Origin of the sequence: Rhodococcus sp. DK176, assembly GCF_038447315.2 — a bacterium.
GTDB classification, from domain to species: Bacteria; Actinomycetota; Actinomycetes; order Mycobacteriales; family Mycobacteriaceae; genus Rhodococcus_F; species Rhodococcus_F jostii_A.
The window spans coordinates 267,943-284,068 of record NZ_CP118322.2 but is presented as its reverse complement, the minus strand read 5'-3'; the positions used below and the strand labels follow the sequence as shown (position 1 = coordinate 284,068).

The window sequence follows — 16,126 nt, the reverse complement described above, 5'->3', positions numbered from 1 at the left end:
GCTGGCGGTGGGGCGTCATGGTTGCGCGTATGCCCGTGAACCAGAGGCCCTGCGGGATGTGGACTGCTTTGAACTTTTCGCGGCTCCAGTGCGATGCGAGTTGTGGGCCGTGACCTATGCCGAGTGGGTACTGATTGCGCCGCCCTGCTCAACGTTGGAATCAGCGGTGTCCTGTTCGAAACCTGTCACGGAGTGGCACGGGAACCTTACTTCGCAGTAGTGTTCCCCGGGTTATCGACGATGAAGGAGTGGAACAGTGGCGCGCAAGATTGTTGTCGAATGCGTCGACGACATCGACGGAACTCCGATCAAGAACGGTAACGGGGAGACCATTGCGTTCTCCGTCGACGGCGTCGACTACGAGATCGATCTGAAGGTCAAGAACGCCAGGGAATTCCAAAAGACTCTCGACTACTACATCGAGCACGCAACTCGGGTCGGCGGAAGGAAGCGTCGGTCGACTCCGTCAGTAGAAACGTCGCAGGGGCGCAAGCGGGCAAAGGAAATTCGGGAATGGGCTACCACGGAGGGTTATCAGCTGTCCGCGCGCGGACGTATTCCCGCTCAAATCGAGGAAGCGTACAGCGCCGCTCACTGAGTCCACGCCTTCGCGCGAGTTCGACAAACAGCCTCCAGCCATCTCACTTCGAGTTGGCCGGAGGCTGTGGCAGTTCCACGGTCAGGAGGCGGACGACGCTTCTATCAGTGCCTGGCGCTGGTTGGCTCCGAGTCCGCCGATACGACGGGTCTCGGCGATCGACAGTTCCTCGAGGAGCTTCGCGGCCTTCACGGATCCGACGCCGGGGAGAGCTTTGAGCAGCGCCGAGACCTTCGTCTTCTTCACGATTTCGTCTGTTTCGGCCTTCGTGAGCACCGCTTCGACGCTGAGGTCTCCAGCCTTCACTGCGGAGAGGAGTTCGCTACGCGCCTTGCGCGCTTCAGCGGCCTTCGCCAGTGCCTCGGCGCGTTGTTCCGGTGTTAAGACAGGCAGTGCCATGATGGTGCTCCTTGTTGCGTTGTTCGGCCAGATCGTCTGGCTGTCCCTTGCCATCGTGCCAGGTGGAAAGGACATGTCCGCCTCCTGAGCGGTTGGGACCGACCTCCGGATGGCTGTTCTTACGTCTACGGATGTGGCCGACGGTGTATTCGAAGAATACGTCGTCTGGGTGGTCATCGTCGCAAAGTCGCTTCTCGATACTTCGGCGGCATGAGCACGGGGGCGGCGTGCTATCCGGCGCGTCCACCGGCGCGACCTATCGGCCACATCCGTGCCGGCGCTAGATGGGGCAGTCGAAGGTTCCTCACTTTCGTGTGCTCGGCTGGATTGCGCAATGGTGTCGGTGGTGGCGTGTGTGTCGGTGCGGCATGATTCGCCATGGTCGGTCATAGTCGTCATATGAGGTAATGGTCGTGGAGGTGAGTGATGGATCCATTCGAGTTCGTTGCTCATATTCCCTGTCCGCACTGCCGCGTAGGCATTGGTGAACGGTGTGTCACCAAGGACGGGTACGTGCGGAAGATCCCCTGCCTTCACCGCGTGAAACTCGCTAAATGGCCTGACTCGGAGGAACTTCCAGATAGTAGGTCCGAGTCGGAGTGTGATGGTGGCGAGCTTGGGGGCTCCCGCGACGGGTGAAATGCGCCCCTCAATCCGACGCGGCGGCTGCTGCATAGGATCCCACGACCAGCATGCTCCGACCTTCTGGCTCCTGCCTAGTAGGGCCGCTGCAACAACGTCGTCCGTTACTGGCCGGGACCACCGCTCCGTTGGTGATGGTCAAACTACACCTACGACATCCTGCACGCGGACGTCCGCGAACTCGTCCCCACCGAGAATCGACTGGCGTCCGCCTCACCGATTGAAGGAGAAGTCGTTCATCGTCGGCGACGCGGCCGCCACGTAACCACGGTGCAGACTGCGCCGACATGCTGGTTACCCTACCCACGTACTTGTCCAACACGGTGTTGGACAAACATGGAACTGTCGGCACGCATGGTTGCGACAGCAGCTATCCGGGGATGGCGATGCTTTGCTGCCCATAGCGTCTTGACAAGTTGATGCTCGGAGCGATGGTCCAAATTTGGAACCCGGGGGTATGTCGGGCGCCGTCGTCTCTTTCAGTGAACGGAGGTGGGGTTCGGGTCCGCACCTGGTCGACCCGGTGACGCGATTCGCTAGGAGGGCACGAGGTAGGAGGACAGCCGACGAGCGGCGAACTGGGAGAAGTAGTCAACTTTCGCGTCGTCGACTAGCCCGGGCAGGAAAACCTTCCACGCGGTGGTCATACGCTCAGGCAGTTCCGTCAGTGTGTCGGTTGCCGATGCTAGTAGACGCGTGCCGAATGCCATCTCCAGCAGCAGACGGCCCGCCTCATCCGGATTTGTGTCAGCGCGGAAGTCGCCTTCTTCGACTGCCCTTGCCGCCAATGCCTGGTAGGTCGAGATCCATTGATCGAAGACCACGTTCCCGGTGCCCCGGAAGTCGCCCATCTCGTTGAGAAGGCGGAATGCGGCCAATACCAGGTCGTCGTTGTTGGACGGGTGGATCATCACATACGAGATCCCGATCAACGTTTCCAGAGCTGGTGTGCGGGAGTCGAATTGTTGAGAGCATGCCGATTCGAGGTTTGCGCAGCCCTCGTCGATAACTGCCCGTGCCAACTGCTCTTTCGAGCTGAAGTGGAAGTACAGTGAACCCTTCGTCACCCCGGATTCGGAGATGATCTCCTGTAGGCCCGCCTTCACGTAACCCAGGCGGTTAAACACCTCAGCCGCGGCGGCCACTACAGCCTGCCGCGTAGCGATTGCACGCTTCTGCAAGGCGTTCCCTTCTGCATTTCCCACTGGTTCATATCAAACCTACAGGTTGGTATTAGTTTGTAAAAACTGGACAAATGTCCTATTTGCGCTACGCATGGAGGTCTCCGGCAAAGCTGCCTCCGGTGCGCGGGTGGCGCCGACTCGCGGGGACGCCACCGGGCGACTCGGCTTCGTTGCCGAGAAGTCGGCAAGATGTCGGCACGGGCGATTTGATCAGTCGGCGTCCACCTGCCGTCGAACCCGGGAGAGAAGCGTGTCAGCGGGATTTGGTGGGGGAGGACGGCCACACAGGGAACCGACTTCCGTCCCTGTCGTAACGGTCGATCTGGGCGATGCCGCGCCGGGGTGAATGGGGCCGGTGCGTCTCGTTAATCGCGTGAAAGTCTGATTCGAATGTCTTCTCGCTCGATGTTCAATCATCGAGCGTTACCAGGTACCTGGGCATACTCAGAAATATGCCACTGTGGCTGGCGGTTCGGGCACATTCGTAGGATCCGTCGAAAAAACAGTCATGACCGACTTCGATTCAGAGACAGCATTTTCCATCCGCGGTGGCCAGCGGCCAGCCGGGCGGTGGAGGCGGTGACGGGGTGGAGTATTGGGTGGACCTCGGCCGCGTAGGTCCACTGGCAGATAGGGGCAATGTGAACTCTCACCGAATACACGGCGCGCCTCGCGTTAGGTTGTCGGCGCGAGTGTTAGACCAGATCTACTCTTTTGAGCGAGGTGGTCGTCATGTTCGTGCTGGTCGGGCGTGTTCGTGCACGCTGGAGACGCTCCTATAGACGAGGTTCCCCTGTCGGTGCTCGTCAGATCCGGCAGTAACGGGTACTCAGGGACAAGAGACCGGCCTCAAGGGTGTGGGGGACACCAGAGTGGCGGCGAAGAAGTTGCCCCAACAGGGCGTCGGCGGTGTCGCGCAAGTCGGCCGGATCGGTGGGTGTATCAGGTGGGTGTATCAAGGGAAGAGGGTGATCGACCTGATGACCTTCGCCGGTACTGATGGTTCCTGGTGCAGTGTCGCTGCCGAATTCTGATTGAGGAGGCGCAGTGTCCGAAAGTGGTGTGCCGTTGTTGATGGTGGATCGGTCCGAGGCCCTCGATCGTGATGATGCGTTCGCGGTGACCGAACTCGCCGACGGTTCGGGTTGGAAGCTGGAGGTCCACATCGCCGGGGTCGCGGACATCGTGGCCCTAGGTTCCGACGCCGATGCGACGGCATTCCTGCGCCGTGAATCGAAGTATCTGTCTCGTCGGACAGTACCGATGCTCGGCCGCGACACCGAGCAGGCGGCGACATTGACCGAGACAGCGGAGCGGTCCACGCTGCGGTTACTAGCTGATCTGTCCGCGGACGGGGTGGTGTCCGGGGTGAGCGTCGATCGCGGGCGGGTGCCGGCCGGCAGGTGCGTCGCGGTTGATCATGGGCAAATCACCGAAATCCTCGGGTCCGTTGACGACCCGCTACACGAGGGAGTGCGAGCCGCAAATGACGCCGCACAGGTGCTGCTTAAGGGACGTCGCAGGTCCGGTGTCTTCGCCCTCTACGATCTCGCGCACGGCTGGGGCTCCACCGAGGAAGGGGGAATCGCGCCGATCCCACTGGACGTGCGCACGGTGGGATATGTCATCGTGCAGGAGTTGATGATCGCAGCCAACGAGGCGATCGCCATGTGGTGTGTGCAAGAGGACCTTCCTGTCCTGTTCCGCAATCATCGCAGCGCGGTGACCGCGGGCAGCACCGAGGACCTCGCGGCGGAGGTCGCGGTGGCGATGACCGATCTAGTGCTGTTCGAGAAGCTGCGTTCGCGTCTGCAATCGTCGTATCGTGCTGCCACCTACGCCCCGACGGTGCACGGCCATCACGGGCTCCGGTTGGCGGCGTACACGCACGCAACGTCGCCGCTGCGCCGGGTGTCGGACCTGATCACCCAGCGGGTGATCTTCGCCCACCTCGACTCCGCTCCGGCCCCGTACACGAGCGAGCAACTCGGCAACCTCGCCGCCGATATCAACCGGCGTATCGCAGCGGACCGGGAAGAGAAGGCAGCGCACTTCAAGGCACGTGATCGAAAGGTGACCGCGCAGGTCGTCGCCGCCGGCGAACTCGAGGTACTCGACTCGAAGCGGTGGGCGAAGGTGCTCGCGGCTGCAACAGCACGTGACCCGATCGGTGACGTGGTCAACGAGTTGCGCCGCCGCGTGCAGTCCGACGACGTGACCGTGACCGCGATCGTGACGTTGCTCGAAGCCGGGGAGAATTGGGCGCCGATCCGACGTGAGGTCTTCGACTGGGCATCGCGGGCGCATCCGGAGTTCGGGCCGAGCGTGGTGTCGATGTGGCTGCAGGCCCATCCCGACCTGCCCCGGCCCGAGATCGACGGCGATCACCGCGGGCCCTCGCACACTCCGATGTTCGCGGCACGAGTCCGGGTGGGTCAGGTCTGTGGGCCGTGGGCCACCGCGGGCAGTAAGAAGCGAGCCGAGCAGGACGCAGCGTGGGGCCTGACGAAGGCCGTCGCGGCAGGGGAGAGCCATCCGGAGGTCGACTCCCCGCTGCGGGACGACCCGCAGCCGGTGCCCCCGAGCACCACGCATGCAGGGGTACGGGCGCGGCCGGCATCAGCGCGCAGCGGACCCATGGATTCGGATTCGGGCCAGGCATCGAGACGGCGGGAGCGAGCGCAGAAGAACCCGATCGCCTGGGTGATCAGCCACGCCGAACACCACGGCCATCCCTCCCCACAGTGGGCCGTGAGAATGGAGGGCGCCGCCCACGCGCCGGTGTTCACGTGCGAAGTCCGCTACCTCGACCACACAGCAACCGGCAGCGGGACAACAAAGAACCTCGCAAGAACCGCCGCGGCAGCGGACCTTGTCGATTCGCTACTTGATGAGACGTCCCCAGCCCGATCACACCGGTAAACCGAAGCTCACCCACCCGGTCAGTGTCCGTTTCGATAAAGACTTTATGGGCGCCGCCGTGGCCACGGGCGGGGGCGAGCTCTTGATCCCTCGGCGGCGAGCGGCCCTCCAGCCAGCGAAAGGGGAGCGCTGGTCGTTGGGCCTGGCTGCCACCGGGGCCGTCGAACCCGCTGCAGCGTAGGTCAGGAGTACCCGCGGAACAGCGAATTACGCCGCGCTTCGCCCCGGAGAAATCCGACCGCAAAGCGGTCCGTGGGCGAGCAGCATTCCACCTCGCCACATACGCGGCCGGCGCACTTGTGAACCCACATAGCCTGATCACAGATCGGCCGGTGGTTGTGAGTTCGTCTGGTGGGCGCGGATAGGTCACGCTTATGCTCCGAAGGGCAGCCGAAGAAAGGTGCAGTCCATGAGTGACGAGAGCGAGAAGAATTCGGCGTCACCTGATGCGATGCGCGTGGGCACCCGGGTGCTGGTGCGTAGGCAGCCTGAGGCAGCGACAGGCGTGATCGTCGAGGACTACGCCGAACTGACGGACACCGCTGGACGCGGCCACGATTGGGCACCTGTCCATAGGTGGGCGGTCGCCCTTGACGACGGGCGTCTGGTCTTCGCCGACACCGAGGATCTCACGGTCGATATCGGCACAGCAGACTCCGAATAGGTGGCAGCACCACTGACGAGTGGTCGGGAACGTTCGCATCGGCGAGTCGGCGCTGCTTCCCCAAGATCATCCCGAACAGCACCGAGCAAAACCTGGTCACAGTTGATGAGGTGTCGAATCTGAGCTGTGGCCCCGCACGGCGGCGACCAGGCGTCGCTACGTCCATTCTCGCATCAGCGACCGGGGTCAGCAGGGACACTAGCCACGCTCGGTGCGCTAGTGGCACGGTGACCGCGAGAATGTCACTTATGTTGTGGTCCAACGCCATACGACTGCCGGTCGGCCGGTAGCCTGCACGCGGACGCGCTCGTCGGTACGTTCGAGTCCCGGTATCGCCTTGAGCGTGCGATTGAGATTGCCTTGATCGGGCCGGCTGCCGGTGAGGGCAGAGGTGACCGTGACGGCGTGGGTGGCGGGAAATTCTGCGCCGAGGAGGGCCCGGGTGAATGTTGCGTCCCGCCAGAGGAGACTGGTGGCGAGGATGCGGCGTCCTGCCGCGACGATGCGGTCGTGGTCGAAGGCGAGGTCGCCGTGTTCGTCGAAGCCGCGCCACTGCGTCGCGGGGGCCGGGTCCGTGGTGATTTTGTCGGCGGTGATCACGGCCCACATGGCGATCGACAGGGTCGGCCCTCGCGGGTCGCGACTGGGTTCGTCGAACACCTCGAGTTGTCCCACGGCCAGGATCGCGTCGTCCGGGATACCGAGCTTAGTGGTGACGGCGCGACGGGCTGCCATCTCGAGGCGTTCACCGGCGCCGAGAAGGACACCGGGCAGGGCCGTCTGCCCGGTGTACGGCTCCCAGCGGCGGGGCGCGACGCCGTAGCGCAGCGAGCCGGGTTCGGGATTGCCGAACCGGAGAGCGACCACGTCGACGGAGACGGATGACTGTTCCATACGGTGATCATGCGACAGCAGGTTCTCGGACGCGACGAGCGGCCCGACGGGGACCGTCGGAGGTGAGCACCACCGGTGCGCCGACCAGCGATCCGAGGTGCGCCGCGACGTCTGCTGGATGTGTCGGCAACTCGACGGTGTCGGGCGTGAGTGCGGACAGGACGTCGGTGAGGTGTTGTTGATGCGTGAGGTCCTTCCACGGCCCGAGGGGCAGCAGGTCGCCGACGCCGGGGTACCGGCGTGCGCTACGGATGGGGATGCCGGCCGCTGCGGCACGGGTGACGGCGTCGAGGTGGGTGACGGCCAGACTGTCCACCCCGCCGCATACCTTTGTCGCGTACCGCAGCAGTACCTCGTCGAGGTCCCCGATCCGGAAGGTGCCCTGGTAGCTGCCGGTGTCGTTGTGCAGTTCGGGCAGGACCGCACCGAGTGTCGGGTTCTCGGTGGGCATCGGGCCTGCACCGTGCCGGGTGGTGTAGGTGCGGGTGACGCCGAGGACGTGGCTGTCGCGGCCTTGCTCGGCTGAGAGTGTGCGCGCGTTGCTCGGTTCCACGGTGGACCAGGTGGTGTGTGGGTGGAACCCGCGCCACTCGTCGAGTAGCACTCCTTGTGCGCCCTCGTAAACCAGGCGCCCTTGATTCGCGAGGGCGGCGAGGTCACCGTCGTCGGTGATCCGGACCGCGGCCGCGAATTCGGAGTACATGATGACTAGGTCGTCGAGGTCGGGCCACCGGTGCACGCTGGGGGAGACCAGGTGACGGTAGTGGTCGGCCATCGCGGCAAGTTTGGCACGCAGAACTGATGGGCGGTGGCAGTCCCCGACGGTGGGTGCGTCCGGGTGATCGAGGGCGTAGGCGGCGGTCTCACCGATGCCCTTGCCGCAGGAGCCGTGCCGGCCGTCGCTGCGGGCGTCCTCGCTGGCGCGGTTGGCGGCGACGTGGATCGGGGTTGTCAGTAGCGCGTGGGCGTCGATGTGCAGTAACTGGAGCGGATTCGGCACCCCCAGCGCGGCCAGGGCGCGGGCCTCGGCGGCGAGGGCGATCGGTTCGACGAGGACATGCTTCGACAGCACCGTGGGAACGCCGGAGAAGGTTCCGGATCCGAACTGGGAAAAGGTGTGGTGGCGACCGTCGACGACGACGTTGTGCGCGGCCTGTGCGCCGCCATTGAACCGGACGACGGCTGCGACGTCGAGGCTGGCGTCCGGTGCGCAGAGCCAGTCGACGGTGGCGCCTTTGCCGGCGTCGCCGAAGCCCAGGTCGACGACGATGATGTCGCGGTCACCGAATACCGTGGTCATGGGTCTCCTGTCGTGGAAGGGGGCGTCCGGGAGGTGGGGCTCGCACCCGAAGCGGGATCGAATGCCCCGCCTACCGAACGGGTGTCAGGTGAAGGACACGTCGTCGCTGCCGGCCGGATCGATGGGCAGTGGACTTACCGCGACGGGGGTCCGTGCCGCACTGAGGACGGCGAGCGCGTGACCGACGGTGTCCGCTTCGGCGGCGGATCCGACGTCACGCAGGTCCGCCAGACCCTCGCCGAGGTCGATGCGGTCCTCGCCCATGCCGACCGTCAGCGCGATCAGCTCGCACACCGCGCCCGGGTCGTCCAGCTTGAGGAACCGTTCCCCGAGTAGCTGCTGCCAGTGCGCCGCGATTTCGGGATCGTGGAAGTACGCCGACTGATTCGGCAGTACGAAGTAGACGTTCCACCGCCGTTCGAGTTCCCGGTACACCGACTCGACGGTGACATCGCGGTCGAGGTCGTCGCCGATCACCGTCCGCACGTTGCGGGCCGACAGTCGGGCCTTGTTCAGTTCGTCGCCGATGATGAACAGGTACCCCTTGTGGCCGCGTTTGTCCCACGCGTCCGTGGCGGTGTGACGGGCAATGAAATATGCGGCCAGTTCGTAGCTTTCGGACTTCTGCCCGCCGCCGTTGCCTTCGAGGAAGATGGTGCGGAGTTGCTCGTCCATGGCGTTGCCGGATTCGAATTGACCGACCTGCAAGGGCACTCGGTCGGAGTCGGCGTCCCCGATGCCGCCGAACAGGATCTGCGGGTCGTCGGCATACCCCTTGCGCTGCAGCAGTCCGTGCAGTTTGCCGAGCTTGTCCTGCATGATCCTCGGTACCGCGCCCATCGAACCGGTGACGTCGAAGAGCACGGCGATCGGTAGGGACTCGGGGTGCCCGGCCGAATCCCGGCATTCCCGCACGGTCACACCCAGCGGGTCCAGGGTCGGATCGGCCTTCCACTGGTCTCTCGGCCGTGCGTACATCGCGCTGGTGTAGCCGAAGTCGTCGACGCCGCGGGCGGCGCGGAACGTCTTGGCCGCGGTGTAGGTGTCGTCATCCCACTTGCCGTATCCCATGGTGGATCACTGTCCTTTCGTGGTGGGCATGGTGAACGGGCGGAAGCGTCGCCGCCCGTAGAGCGTGTCGAGCAGGTCGTCGAACTCGTCGAGCAGATCGACGGCGTCAGGGCGCAGACCAGGTTGTGGTTGCAGGCAGCCGCATGCGAACGCGCGCAGGCGGTCCGGGGCCGTGTCGGCGAGCATGGTCAGCATCAACCGGTGGGCCATGAACACATCCCAGGCCGGGGTTGCGGGGGAGCCGGTGGAACTTTCCGGTGGATAGTGATCACGCCGAGAGGGGATCGTCGCCAGCGGAACCGTTCCTGGGCGGGTGGCGAACGCCCACCCGGCCAGTAACACTCCATGCCGCTCAGGGTGAATGAGCACGTTGTCCGCGGTCACCGCGGTGTGCACCCAACCGGCGCGATGCGCGGCGGCAAGAGCCCGCAGTAGACGCCGGTGCATCCACACCCAATCCCGCGGATCGAGCCCGTCCGGGTACGCAGCCCGGACCTCGGCCAGGGTGACGAATCCAGTGGTCAGCGAGTCCAGCACGGTCACCTGCCGCCGGGCGCCGGTCACAGGGTCGGCGTGGGTGAGGTGGTCGATCAGCTGTGGGAAGTACGCGCGCAGCCAATCATTCCCGCCCTCGGCGGACGCCGCGATCCCAGTAAGCGCGGCCCATTCGGCATCAATCAGAGCGTTCGAGGAGACATTGCGGGGAACCTTGATCACCACGCCCGCCCCGCCGCTGTCGGCGGCATGGTGCAGGTCGGCGATCGAACCGCGGGCATGCCGGGGCCCGAGTCGATAGGAGCCGCGATTGCCGTCCAACACGATCGCCGTGGCCGTGGCCGTGGCCGTGGCCGTGGTCGAGGTCGTAGTGGTCGCATCGTGCTGCCAGCGGCGGTACAGGTCGGACGCGTGCGTGAATGCCGCTGCCGCGCGGGCTGCGTACACAGGATCAACCCGATCCGGGTGAATCAGAACCGACAAGCGGCGGAACCGCCGACGGGCAGCGCGCTGAGCCGCCGGATCGTGGGTGATTGGGCCGAACAGGTCGCTCGGCACGATTGCCGCACCGACGACGTCGAATGCCTCCGTCATCGCTTCCATGGTTTTAGTCTAAACGACTAAAACATGGGATTGCAATCCCCCCACTGGGATCAGCAAGAAGCAATGCCGATCGGCGCCACCCATGTCGGCGGAACCCACGAGTACGTCGCCGCGATCCCCGCCCACTCCTGGAGTCGCCGGTTGGCGGGAACGACCGGTCACGTGCGCCAGCGACACCATCAGTCCGCCACCACACGTCATTGGAAGTGCATCGACGACCGGTCGTAGATCGATGCGAATACGGTGCGCGGTCTTCGCGACTACACCGAGGATGGGAGGATCAGGTCATCGAGATCGGAACCTCGATGTGAGGGTCCGGATCGAGATTTAGGGAGTATCGGCATGGCGCAGGGCATTGTGAAGTGGTTCAACGGTGAGAAGGGCTTCGGTTTCATCGCACCCGACGACGGAACTCCGGACGTCTTCGTGCACTACTCGGAAATCTCGGGCAGCGGTTTCAAGTCGCTCGACGAGAACCAGCGTGTGGAGTTCGAGGTCGGTCAGGGGCAGAAGGGCCCGCAGGCCACGAACGTGCGCTCTGTCTGACCAGTGTCACGTGGGGACCGCATCCGGTGGGTGTGGTCCCCCTTATATAGGCGCTCCGACGACGTCGAGGTCGGATTCACAGTCGGTGGATCGAACGGCGTTGACGCGTACCCACGCCGGCGTGGTGGCGGTGGCTGCGGCGACGATGCGGCGTGCATCGGCTTTGTGCTGGGTGGGCACCGCGTCCCCGAGGTCGAGGATGACGGCGTCGGCGCCCGGGCCTGTCGGATTCCCGGGCGAGTGATCGGCGCCAGGCGGCGCTAGGCCACCCGCGGCTGCGTTCCACGGCCGACCCCGCGCCCTGTTCAGGCGCACGGTCGGTGGGGTACTTCGGGTCGGACAGGATCGACGGCGCCGTCGATCTCGGGCGGTCCTGACTACGCGAAGGCATTGGCAGAAATCGGATCGGCTAGAACAGCCTTCTCGCACTGTGTAGAGCATCATTCAAAGTCGCTGCACTCACCGATCTACTGCATGCCGACATGCATCAAGACACCGGGCAAGCTCAGCGAGTTGCGCGACGATGCAGATGTCACCCGTCAGCTCTGCCGATGGGCATACGGAGGAGTGGGCGCGGGCGAGGGTCGCGATCGACCTGTCGGTCGTACCGGACCTCTGCGCACCGTCGACTTGGTCGGCGGTGTCGGTATCGCGTCATCGCCCTGCAAGCTTGCGTCGGCGGACAATGGATCTTGACGCAATCGCGAGGCTTCACTCTTCCGAAGGAGCACCGATGACTGACACCGTTGTCGACGCCGTAGCAGCCCTCCATGTGACCGAGTACTGGGTGGTCGAAGTCGACCGCCACGACGGGACGTGTTGCACGTTCGGGCCGTTCACCGCCGACGCAGCCTGGGCCAGATTGGAACACCGGACCGCGCCTACCAGGTTCGCCGCCGTTGTTGGGAAGCGATGAGCACCAAGGACGGCGGCGAGGGCATCATCCGCATCATCTACCGACCGCCATCCCGACGTAATGAAGATGGTCTTATCCGCTGGTGGGGTCGCCAAATCTCGGTGAGGAGTCGTTGACCGTGGATACGGGTGCCGGAATTGAGGAGGAGCGGTTCCGGAATCTCCCCACTCGATCGGGGTGAGGTGGATCGATTTCTTTTCGAGATCTTCTCCCCTGCGTCGCCGGCGCAGCTTCACGATTTTTGTTGATAGCGCTGGTCAGAAGTGGTCGGATACTGGCGAGAGTCTGTGAAGAAGATCGAGGTTTTCCTTGAGGACAAGTGGTTCATTGGAAGGGCGGCGGGGATTGGTCGCGGTTGCTCCGAGACCGGGCATGCGCGTCGAATGGCAGGTCTGGGAGCAGAATTTAGTGCAGGAACTCTCGCCGATACGCCATCCGCGAATGCCGACTCTCCTTCAGCCTGCCATTCCATCCACCCGATCGCGGAGCTGAAATAGCAACGGCGCTCTTCTGGCGGTCGTCAGTGAGCAGCGTTGTACGCGTCCGCGATCTCGGTGGGAATTCGCCCGCGGACCCCGATGTCATAGCCCTGTTCCTGAGCCCATTCTCGTACTGCCCTCATATGGTCACGGTCCCGCCGCGCAGGTTTCCGCTTGACCTCACCACCCGATGTGAGTGTGCCTGCGGATCGATTCTTGCGGCCACCCACTTTCGTGGCGTGATCGATGTAGTGATCGAGTTTCTTGTGGAACTATTTCGCATTCTTCGCTGACAAGTCGATCTCGTAGTCGATTCCATTTACGGAGAAGCCGATCGTTTCGCCCTTTCCCTCCGCGATGGGGGTTCCGTCGATATCGTCGACGTGTTCGACAACTATTTGGCGCGCCATTGCAACTCCTTCGTCCCTTTCATGCACCCACTCTACGTCCATTGAACAATGCTCGCCTCAGCCAAATGCTGTGCTCGACACGCATGCATCGAAAATGACAAGTCGGACGGAAATTCTTGGCGGAAAGAACCTCCGTTGCAGTCGGCGGCACGGAGGGGAGAAGGACATGGCACGGGGTGACGAAACCTCACGATATGGATTTGCTGCTTGTTGTTCCCTCGACAGATCCCCGCATGGTGTTGTGTCTGGAGGTTGTGGACGGAGATGCAGCCGTCCGCGGCGGCAACATCGTGGTGCGCCCTTCCTCGACGGTTCTGTTCCGTCACGGCATTTTGTTCGATGCAGTGAAAAAGCTTTCAGGACTTCATGTTCGAATGTACGAGAGCTACCGCGGGGCGGACGCGCATGCGATCTTGGACGCCCTCGACAAGGAGTACCACCTCGATACCCCGTGGTTCACCCCGGCGCGGTGGCTGGAGGGCCACGGGGTCGACTTCTAGCTACGTGACCAGTCGGGGACAGGCGGCGGTACGAGCCGCCGCCGATCCGCTGGACCGACCGGACAACAAGGGTGCGTGTCCTGTCCTTTGCCCGGAATAGCCTCGCAGCGTGAACGAGCCACGAGACCGAGGTTGTCAGCCGTTGGCGTGGAAGGGGGCGCCCTGTCCGCGGCGCCGTGGGGTGGGGCGGCGGAGGAGGACCTCGAGGGCGGCGGTGCCGCCGAGCAGCAGCATGAGCAGTGCTTTGTGGGTGTTCACCGGATTCCTTCCTACCGGGCGGACATCGGTGCTGTGCCGGTGGTGCTGGTCGAGTGGCGGTCGGCGAATAGGGCCGCAATCCGGGTTTTGATCTCCTCGGTAGTGATCGAGGTGCTGTGGAGGCCGGGTCGTGGAGAGGTGGTAAAAGTATTCGGTGCGCTCATCGAAGGGTCGCACTTCCTTCCTGTACGGGAAAACTGTTGTCGAGTAGGGCTTTCGATCATTGCGGCCGCCCCTGCGATGGCCGTCACGGCGAGCCCAGGGGTGGTGTTACAGGCCGACGACGTGTTCGAGGGCGTCGAGTTCGGTGTCGAGGTGGTCGAGCATCGGGTGCAGGTTCGGGATGGTGCGCCGGCAGCCGGTCAACCCGAAGACGAGTTGGTCGTCGCTGCTGGTGCAGGTGATGTTCAGGGCTTGTCCGGTGACCGGGATCGACAGTGGGTAGAGGGAGTCGAGGCGGGCGCCGTTCCAATACAGCGGGGTGTCGGGTCCGGCGACGTTGGAGATCACCAGGTTGAACGGCGGCCGCTGCGGTCCCCGCCGGCCGAGGAGCATCTCGATGCCGAGGGGGGCGGCGCCGAGGGCGCTCATCGCCAGTACTTGGGCGGGGCTCATCGCGTGCAGGGCGTGTTTGCCTTCGCGCATGCAGGTGCGCACGGTGTCGAGGCGGTGGGCGGGGTCGGGTAGGTGGGTGGCGAGGTTGCACATCAGGACCCCGATCCGGTTCCCGCTCGGGGATTCCGGGTCGGTGTCGGAGATGTTGGGGCGCAGGGACACCGGGACCATCGCGATCAGAGGCTCGGCGGGCAACGCACCGAGATCGTGCAGGTAGCTGCGCAGTGCTCCGGCGGACATCGTCAGGATGATGTCGTTGACGGTGGCGTCGGCGTGCTTGGCGAGTAGCCGGATCCGTTCGAGCGGCCAGGTCCGGGCGGCGAAGTGCCGGGCGCCCCCGATTGCGACGTTGAACATCGTGTGCGGTGCCCGTGTCGACAGCGGTCCGCCCTCGGCGCGCAGGGCGCGGTCCACGGTGCCGGCAAGCGCCGGTGCCAGGCCGGCGACCTCCCCGGCCGCGCCGCGGGCGCCGCGCAGGACCTGGCCCGGTAGGCCTCGCAGGTTGGTCGGCGTCGATGGTGGTGGCGCTGTCCGGGCCTGGTCGGTCGTCGTCGCGGGTGCGGCGGGTTGCCAGGGGGCGGGCATATTTCTGCGGGTGGGGTCCGCGCTCATGCTGCGGCGCAGCAGGTTCATCGCGGAGGCTCCGTCGGCGAGGGCGTGGTGGATCTTGGTGTAGACCGCGTAGCGGCCGTCGGTGAGGCCTTCGATCAGGTGCATCTCCCACAGCGGGCGGCTGCGGTCGAGTGGGGTGCCGTGCAGCCTCGACACCAATGTCATCAGTTCGGGCATGCCGCCCGGGCGGGGGAGGGCGTTGCGGTGTACGTGATAGTCGACGTCGACGTTGGTCGCGGTGTCCCAACCCCACTGTCCCAGGGTGGTCACCGATCGGCGGGCCCGCTTGCGGAACAGCGGGGCCACCTCGTCCGAGGCAGCCGCCGTCTCGAACATCGCCCCCATTTCGGCCGCGTCGGCCCCGTCCGGTGGAGTGAAGATCGCCAGGCCGCCGACGTGCATCGGATGCGCACGGGATTCGCCGAGGAGGAACAGCGAATCGGTCGGCGACATCGGCAGCAGCATGGGAGGTGTCCTTCCGTCTGTCCGGATCGAGTATCCGCACTGCCACTGCGGGTACTTCCGGGGCTGAGCGTTCAGCTCCGGGTAATCGGGTCGTAAGATAACGGTTAGGTGTGGTTCATGTCACAAACCGGCATCCCTGTTTAGTTGTACAGGACGAGCGGGCGACCGCGCGAGGCCGAAAGTCCCGGATGGGATAAGTCGGACAATTCGCCGGTCAAGTTCGGCATCCGTCGACCGCATTGGTGTGTAGGAATCGGGCATTCCGCTAGGTGGTGCCTGCGCTGGCAATACGTAGGATCATCGCCGCTGTACCACTTCGCGCGGCGGGTCGAGCGTTGTTTGTGGCCGCGGATCACAGGGTGGCGGAGGTGTAGCGATGGCCACCGGCATCCGCTCTGAACCGTGCGAGAAGAAGCGTATCGTCCAGTGTGAACTAGATCACACTGCATTGTCTGGCGCCCGGGCGCAGAACCTGGCCGAGGAGACCGATCAGTGGTTTGGCCGTCCGCCAGGGCAGGGTTGCGTCCATGACAATGGTGTACGAGCCGGATCA

General features: G+C 64.4%; 16 protein-coding genes and 1 pseudogene. 7 read left to right on the top strand and 10 right to left on the bottom strand.

Annotated features, from left to right (window positions below; all coding sequences use genetic code 11):
* Positions 1 to 256: 256 nt before the first annotated feature.
* Positions 257 to 598, top strand: a complete 342-nt coding sequence (locus PSR88_RS38215) for a histone-like nucleoid-structuring protein Lsr2 (RefSeq protein ID WP_016880588.1) — start codon at positions 257 to 259, stop codon at positions 596 to 598.
* Positions 599 to 679: 81 nt separating this feature from the next.
* Here the strand turns inward: PSR88_RS38215 and mihF are convergent, their stop codons facing one another.
* Complete coding sequence (gene mihF / locus PSR88_RS38210; RefSeq protein WP_005564740.1) at positions 680 to 997, bottom strand: integration host factor, actinobacterial type; 318 nt, start codon at positions 995 to 997, stop codon at positions 680 to 682.
* Between the two features lie 1,178 nt (positions 998 to 2,175).
* Positions 2,176 to 2,820 carry a ScbR family autoregulator-binding transcription factor gene (locus PSR88_RS38205; protein WP_272943387.1) on the bottom strand — a complete coding sequence of 215 codons (645 nt, stop codon included), beginning with the start codon at positions 2,818 to 2,820 and terminating at the stop codon, positions 2,176 to 2,178.
* Positions 2,821 to 3,897: 1,077 nt separating this feature from the next.
* Between PSR88_RS38205 and PSR88_RS38200 the strand changes: the two genes are divergently transcribed.
* Together PSR88_RS38200 and PSR88_RS38195 are read left to right on the top strand one after the other, a co-directional pair.
* Positions 3,898 to 5,745 (top strand): RNB domain-containing ribonuclease, encoded by a 1,848-nt coding sequence (locus PSR88_RS38200; RefSeq protein WP_192815041.1) that lies wholly within the window; start codon positions 3,898 to 3,900, stop codon positions 5,743 to 5,745.
* A 409-nt stretch (positions 5,746 to 6,154) separates the two neighbouring features.
* Complete coding sequence (locus PSR88_RS38195; protein ID WP_029538008.1) at positions 6,155 to 6,409, top strand: hypothetical protein; 255 nt, start codon at positions 6,155 to 6,157, stop codon at positions 6,407 to 6,409.
* Between the two features lie 246 nt (positions 6,410 to 6,655).
* On the opposite strand, the gene PSR88_RS38190 is transcribed toward PSR88_RS38195, so the two are convergent.
* The 4 genes from PSR88_RS38190 to PSR88_RS38175 form a co-directional block, all read right to left on the bottom strand.
* On the bottom strand, positions 6,656 to 7,303 hold the full coding sequence (locus PSR88_RS38190; protein ID WP_016880582.1) for an NUDIX hydrolase: 648 nt from the start codon (positions 7,301 to 7,303) through the stop codon (positions 6,656 to 6,658).
* A gap of 7 nt (positions 7,304 to 7,310) precedes the next feature.
* Positions 7,311 to 8,603, bottom strand: a complete 1,293-nt coding sequence (locus tag PSR88_RS38185) for an adenylosuccinate synthetase (RefSeq protein WP_016880581.1) — start codon at positions 8,601 to 8,603, stop codon at positions 7,311 to 7,313.
* 84 nt (positions 8,604 to 8,687) lie between these two features.
* Positions 8,688 to 9,674 (bottom strand): hypothetical protein, encoded by a 987-nt coding sequence (locus PSR88_RS38180; RefSeq protein ID WP_016880580.1) that lies wholly within the window; start codon positions 9,672 to 9,674, stop codon positions 8,688 to 8,690.
* 6 nt (positions 9,675 to 9,680) lie between these two features.
* On the bottom strand, positions 9,681 to 10,763 hold the full coding sequence (locus PSR88_RS38175) for a hypothetical protein (protein ID WP_016880579.1): 1,083 nt from the start codon (positions 10,761 to 10,763) through the stop codon (positions 9,681 to 9,683).
* Between the two features lie 33 nt (positions 10,764 to 10,796).
* On the opposite strand from PSR88_RS38175, the gene PSR88_RS38170 reads away from it, so the two are divergent.
* Positions 10,797 to 11,000: a hypothetical protein gene (locus PSR88_RS38170; RefSeq protein ID WP_016880578.1), complete on the top strand. Its 204-nt coding sequence runs from the start codon at positions 10,797 to 10,799 to the stop codon at positions 10,998 to 11,000.
* Between the two features lie 114 nt (positions 11,001 to 11,114).
* Positions 11,115 to 11,318 (top strand): cold-shock protein, encoded by a 204-nt coding sequence (locus PSR88_RS38165; RefSeq protein ID WP_005242781.1) that lies wholly within the window; start codon positions 11,115 to 11,117, stop codon positions 11,316 to 11,318.
* Between the two features lie 42 nt (positions 11,319 to 11,360).
* Here PSR88_RS38165 and PSR88_RS38160 read toward each other — a convergent pair whose 3' ends face one another.
* A complete protein-coding gene (locus tag PSR88_RS38160; protein ID WP_016880577.1) occupies positions 11,361 to 11,633 on the bottom strand; it encodes an aldolase/citrate lyase family protein in 273 nt (90 codons plus the stop codon).
* Positions 11,634 to 12,051: 418 nt separating this feature from the next.
* Between PSR88_RS38160 and PSR88_RS38155 the strand changes: the two genes are divergently transcribed.
* Positions 12,052 to 12,234: a hypothetical protein gene (locus PSR88_RS38155; protein WP_007299740.1), complete on the top strand. Its 183-nt coding sequence runs from the start codon at positions 12,052 to 12,054 to the stop codon at positions 12,232 to 12,234.
* A 520-nt stretch (positions 12,235 to 12,754) separates the two neighbouring features.
* Here PSR88_RS38155 and PSR88_RS38150 read toward each other — a convergent pair.
* Positions 12,755 to 13,123: pseudogene (locus PSR88_RS38150) on the bottom strand (histone-like nucleoid-structuring protein Lsr2).
* A gap of 194 nt (positions 13,124 to 13,317) precedes the next feature.
* Here PSR88_RS38150 and PSR88_RS38145 point away from each other — a divergent pair.
* Positions 13,318 to 13,623: a hypothetical protein gene (locus PSR88_RS38145; protein ID WP_016880576.1), complete on the top strand. Its 306-nt coding sequence runs from the start codon at positions 13,318 to 13,320 to the stop codon at positions 13,621 to 13,623.
* A gap of 135 nt (positions 13,624 to 13,758) precedes the next feature.
* Here the strand turns inward: PSR88_RS38145 and PSR88_RS38140 are convergent, their stop codons facing one another.
* Together PSR88_RS38140 and PSR88_RS38135 are read right to left on the bottom strand one after the other, a co-directional pair.
* A complete protein-coding gene (locus PSR88_RS38140) occupies positions 13,759 to 13,881 on the bottom strand; it encodes a hypothetical protein (protein ID WP_009472307.1) in 123 nt (40 codons plus the stop codon).
* Positions 13,882 to 14,151: 270 nt separating this feature from the next.
* Entirely contained in the window at positions 14,152 to 15,573 is a 1,422-nt protein-coding gene (locus PSR88_RS38135; protein WP_342338973.1) for a WS/DGAT/MGAT family O-acyltransferase, read from the bottom strand.
* Between the last annotated feature and the right edge of the window lie 553 nt (positions 15,574 to 16,126).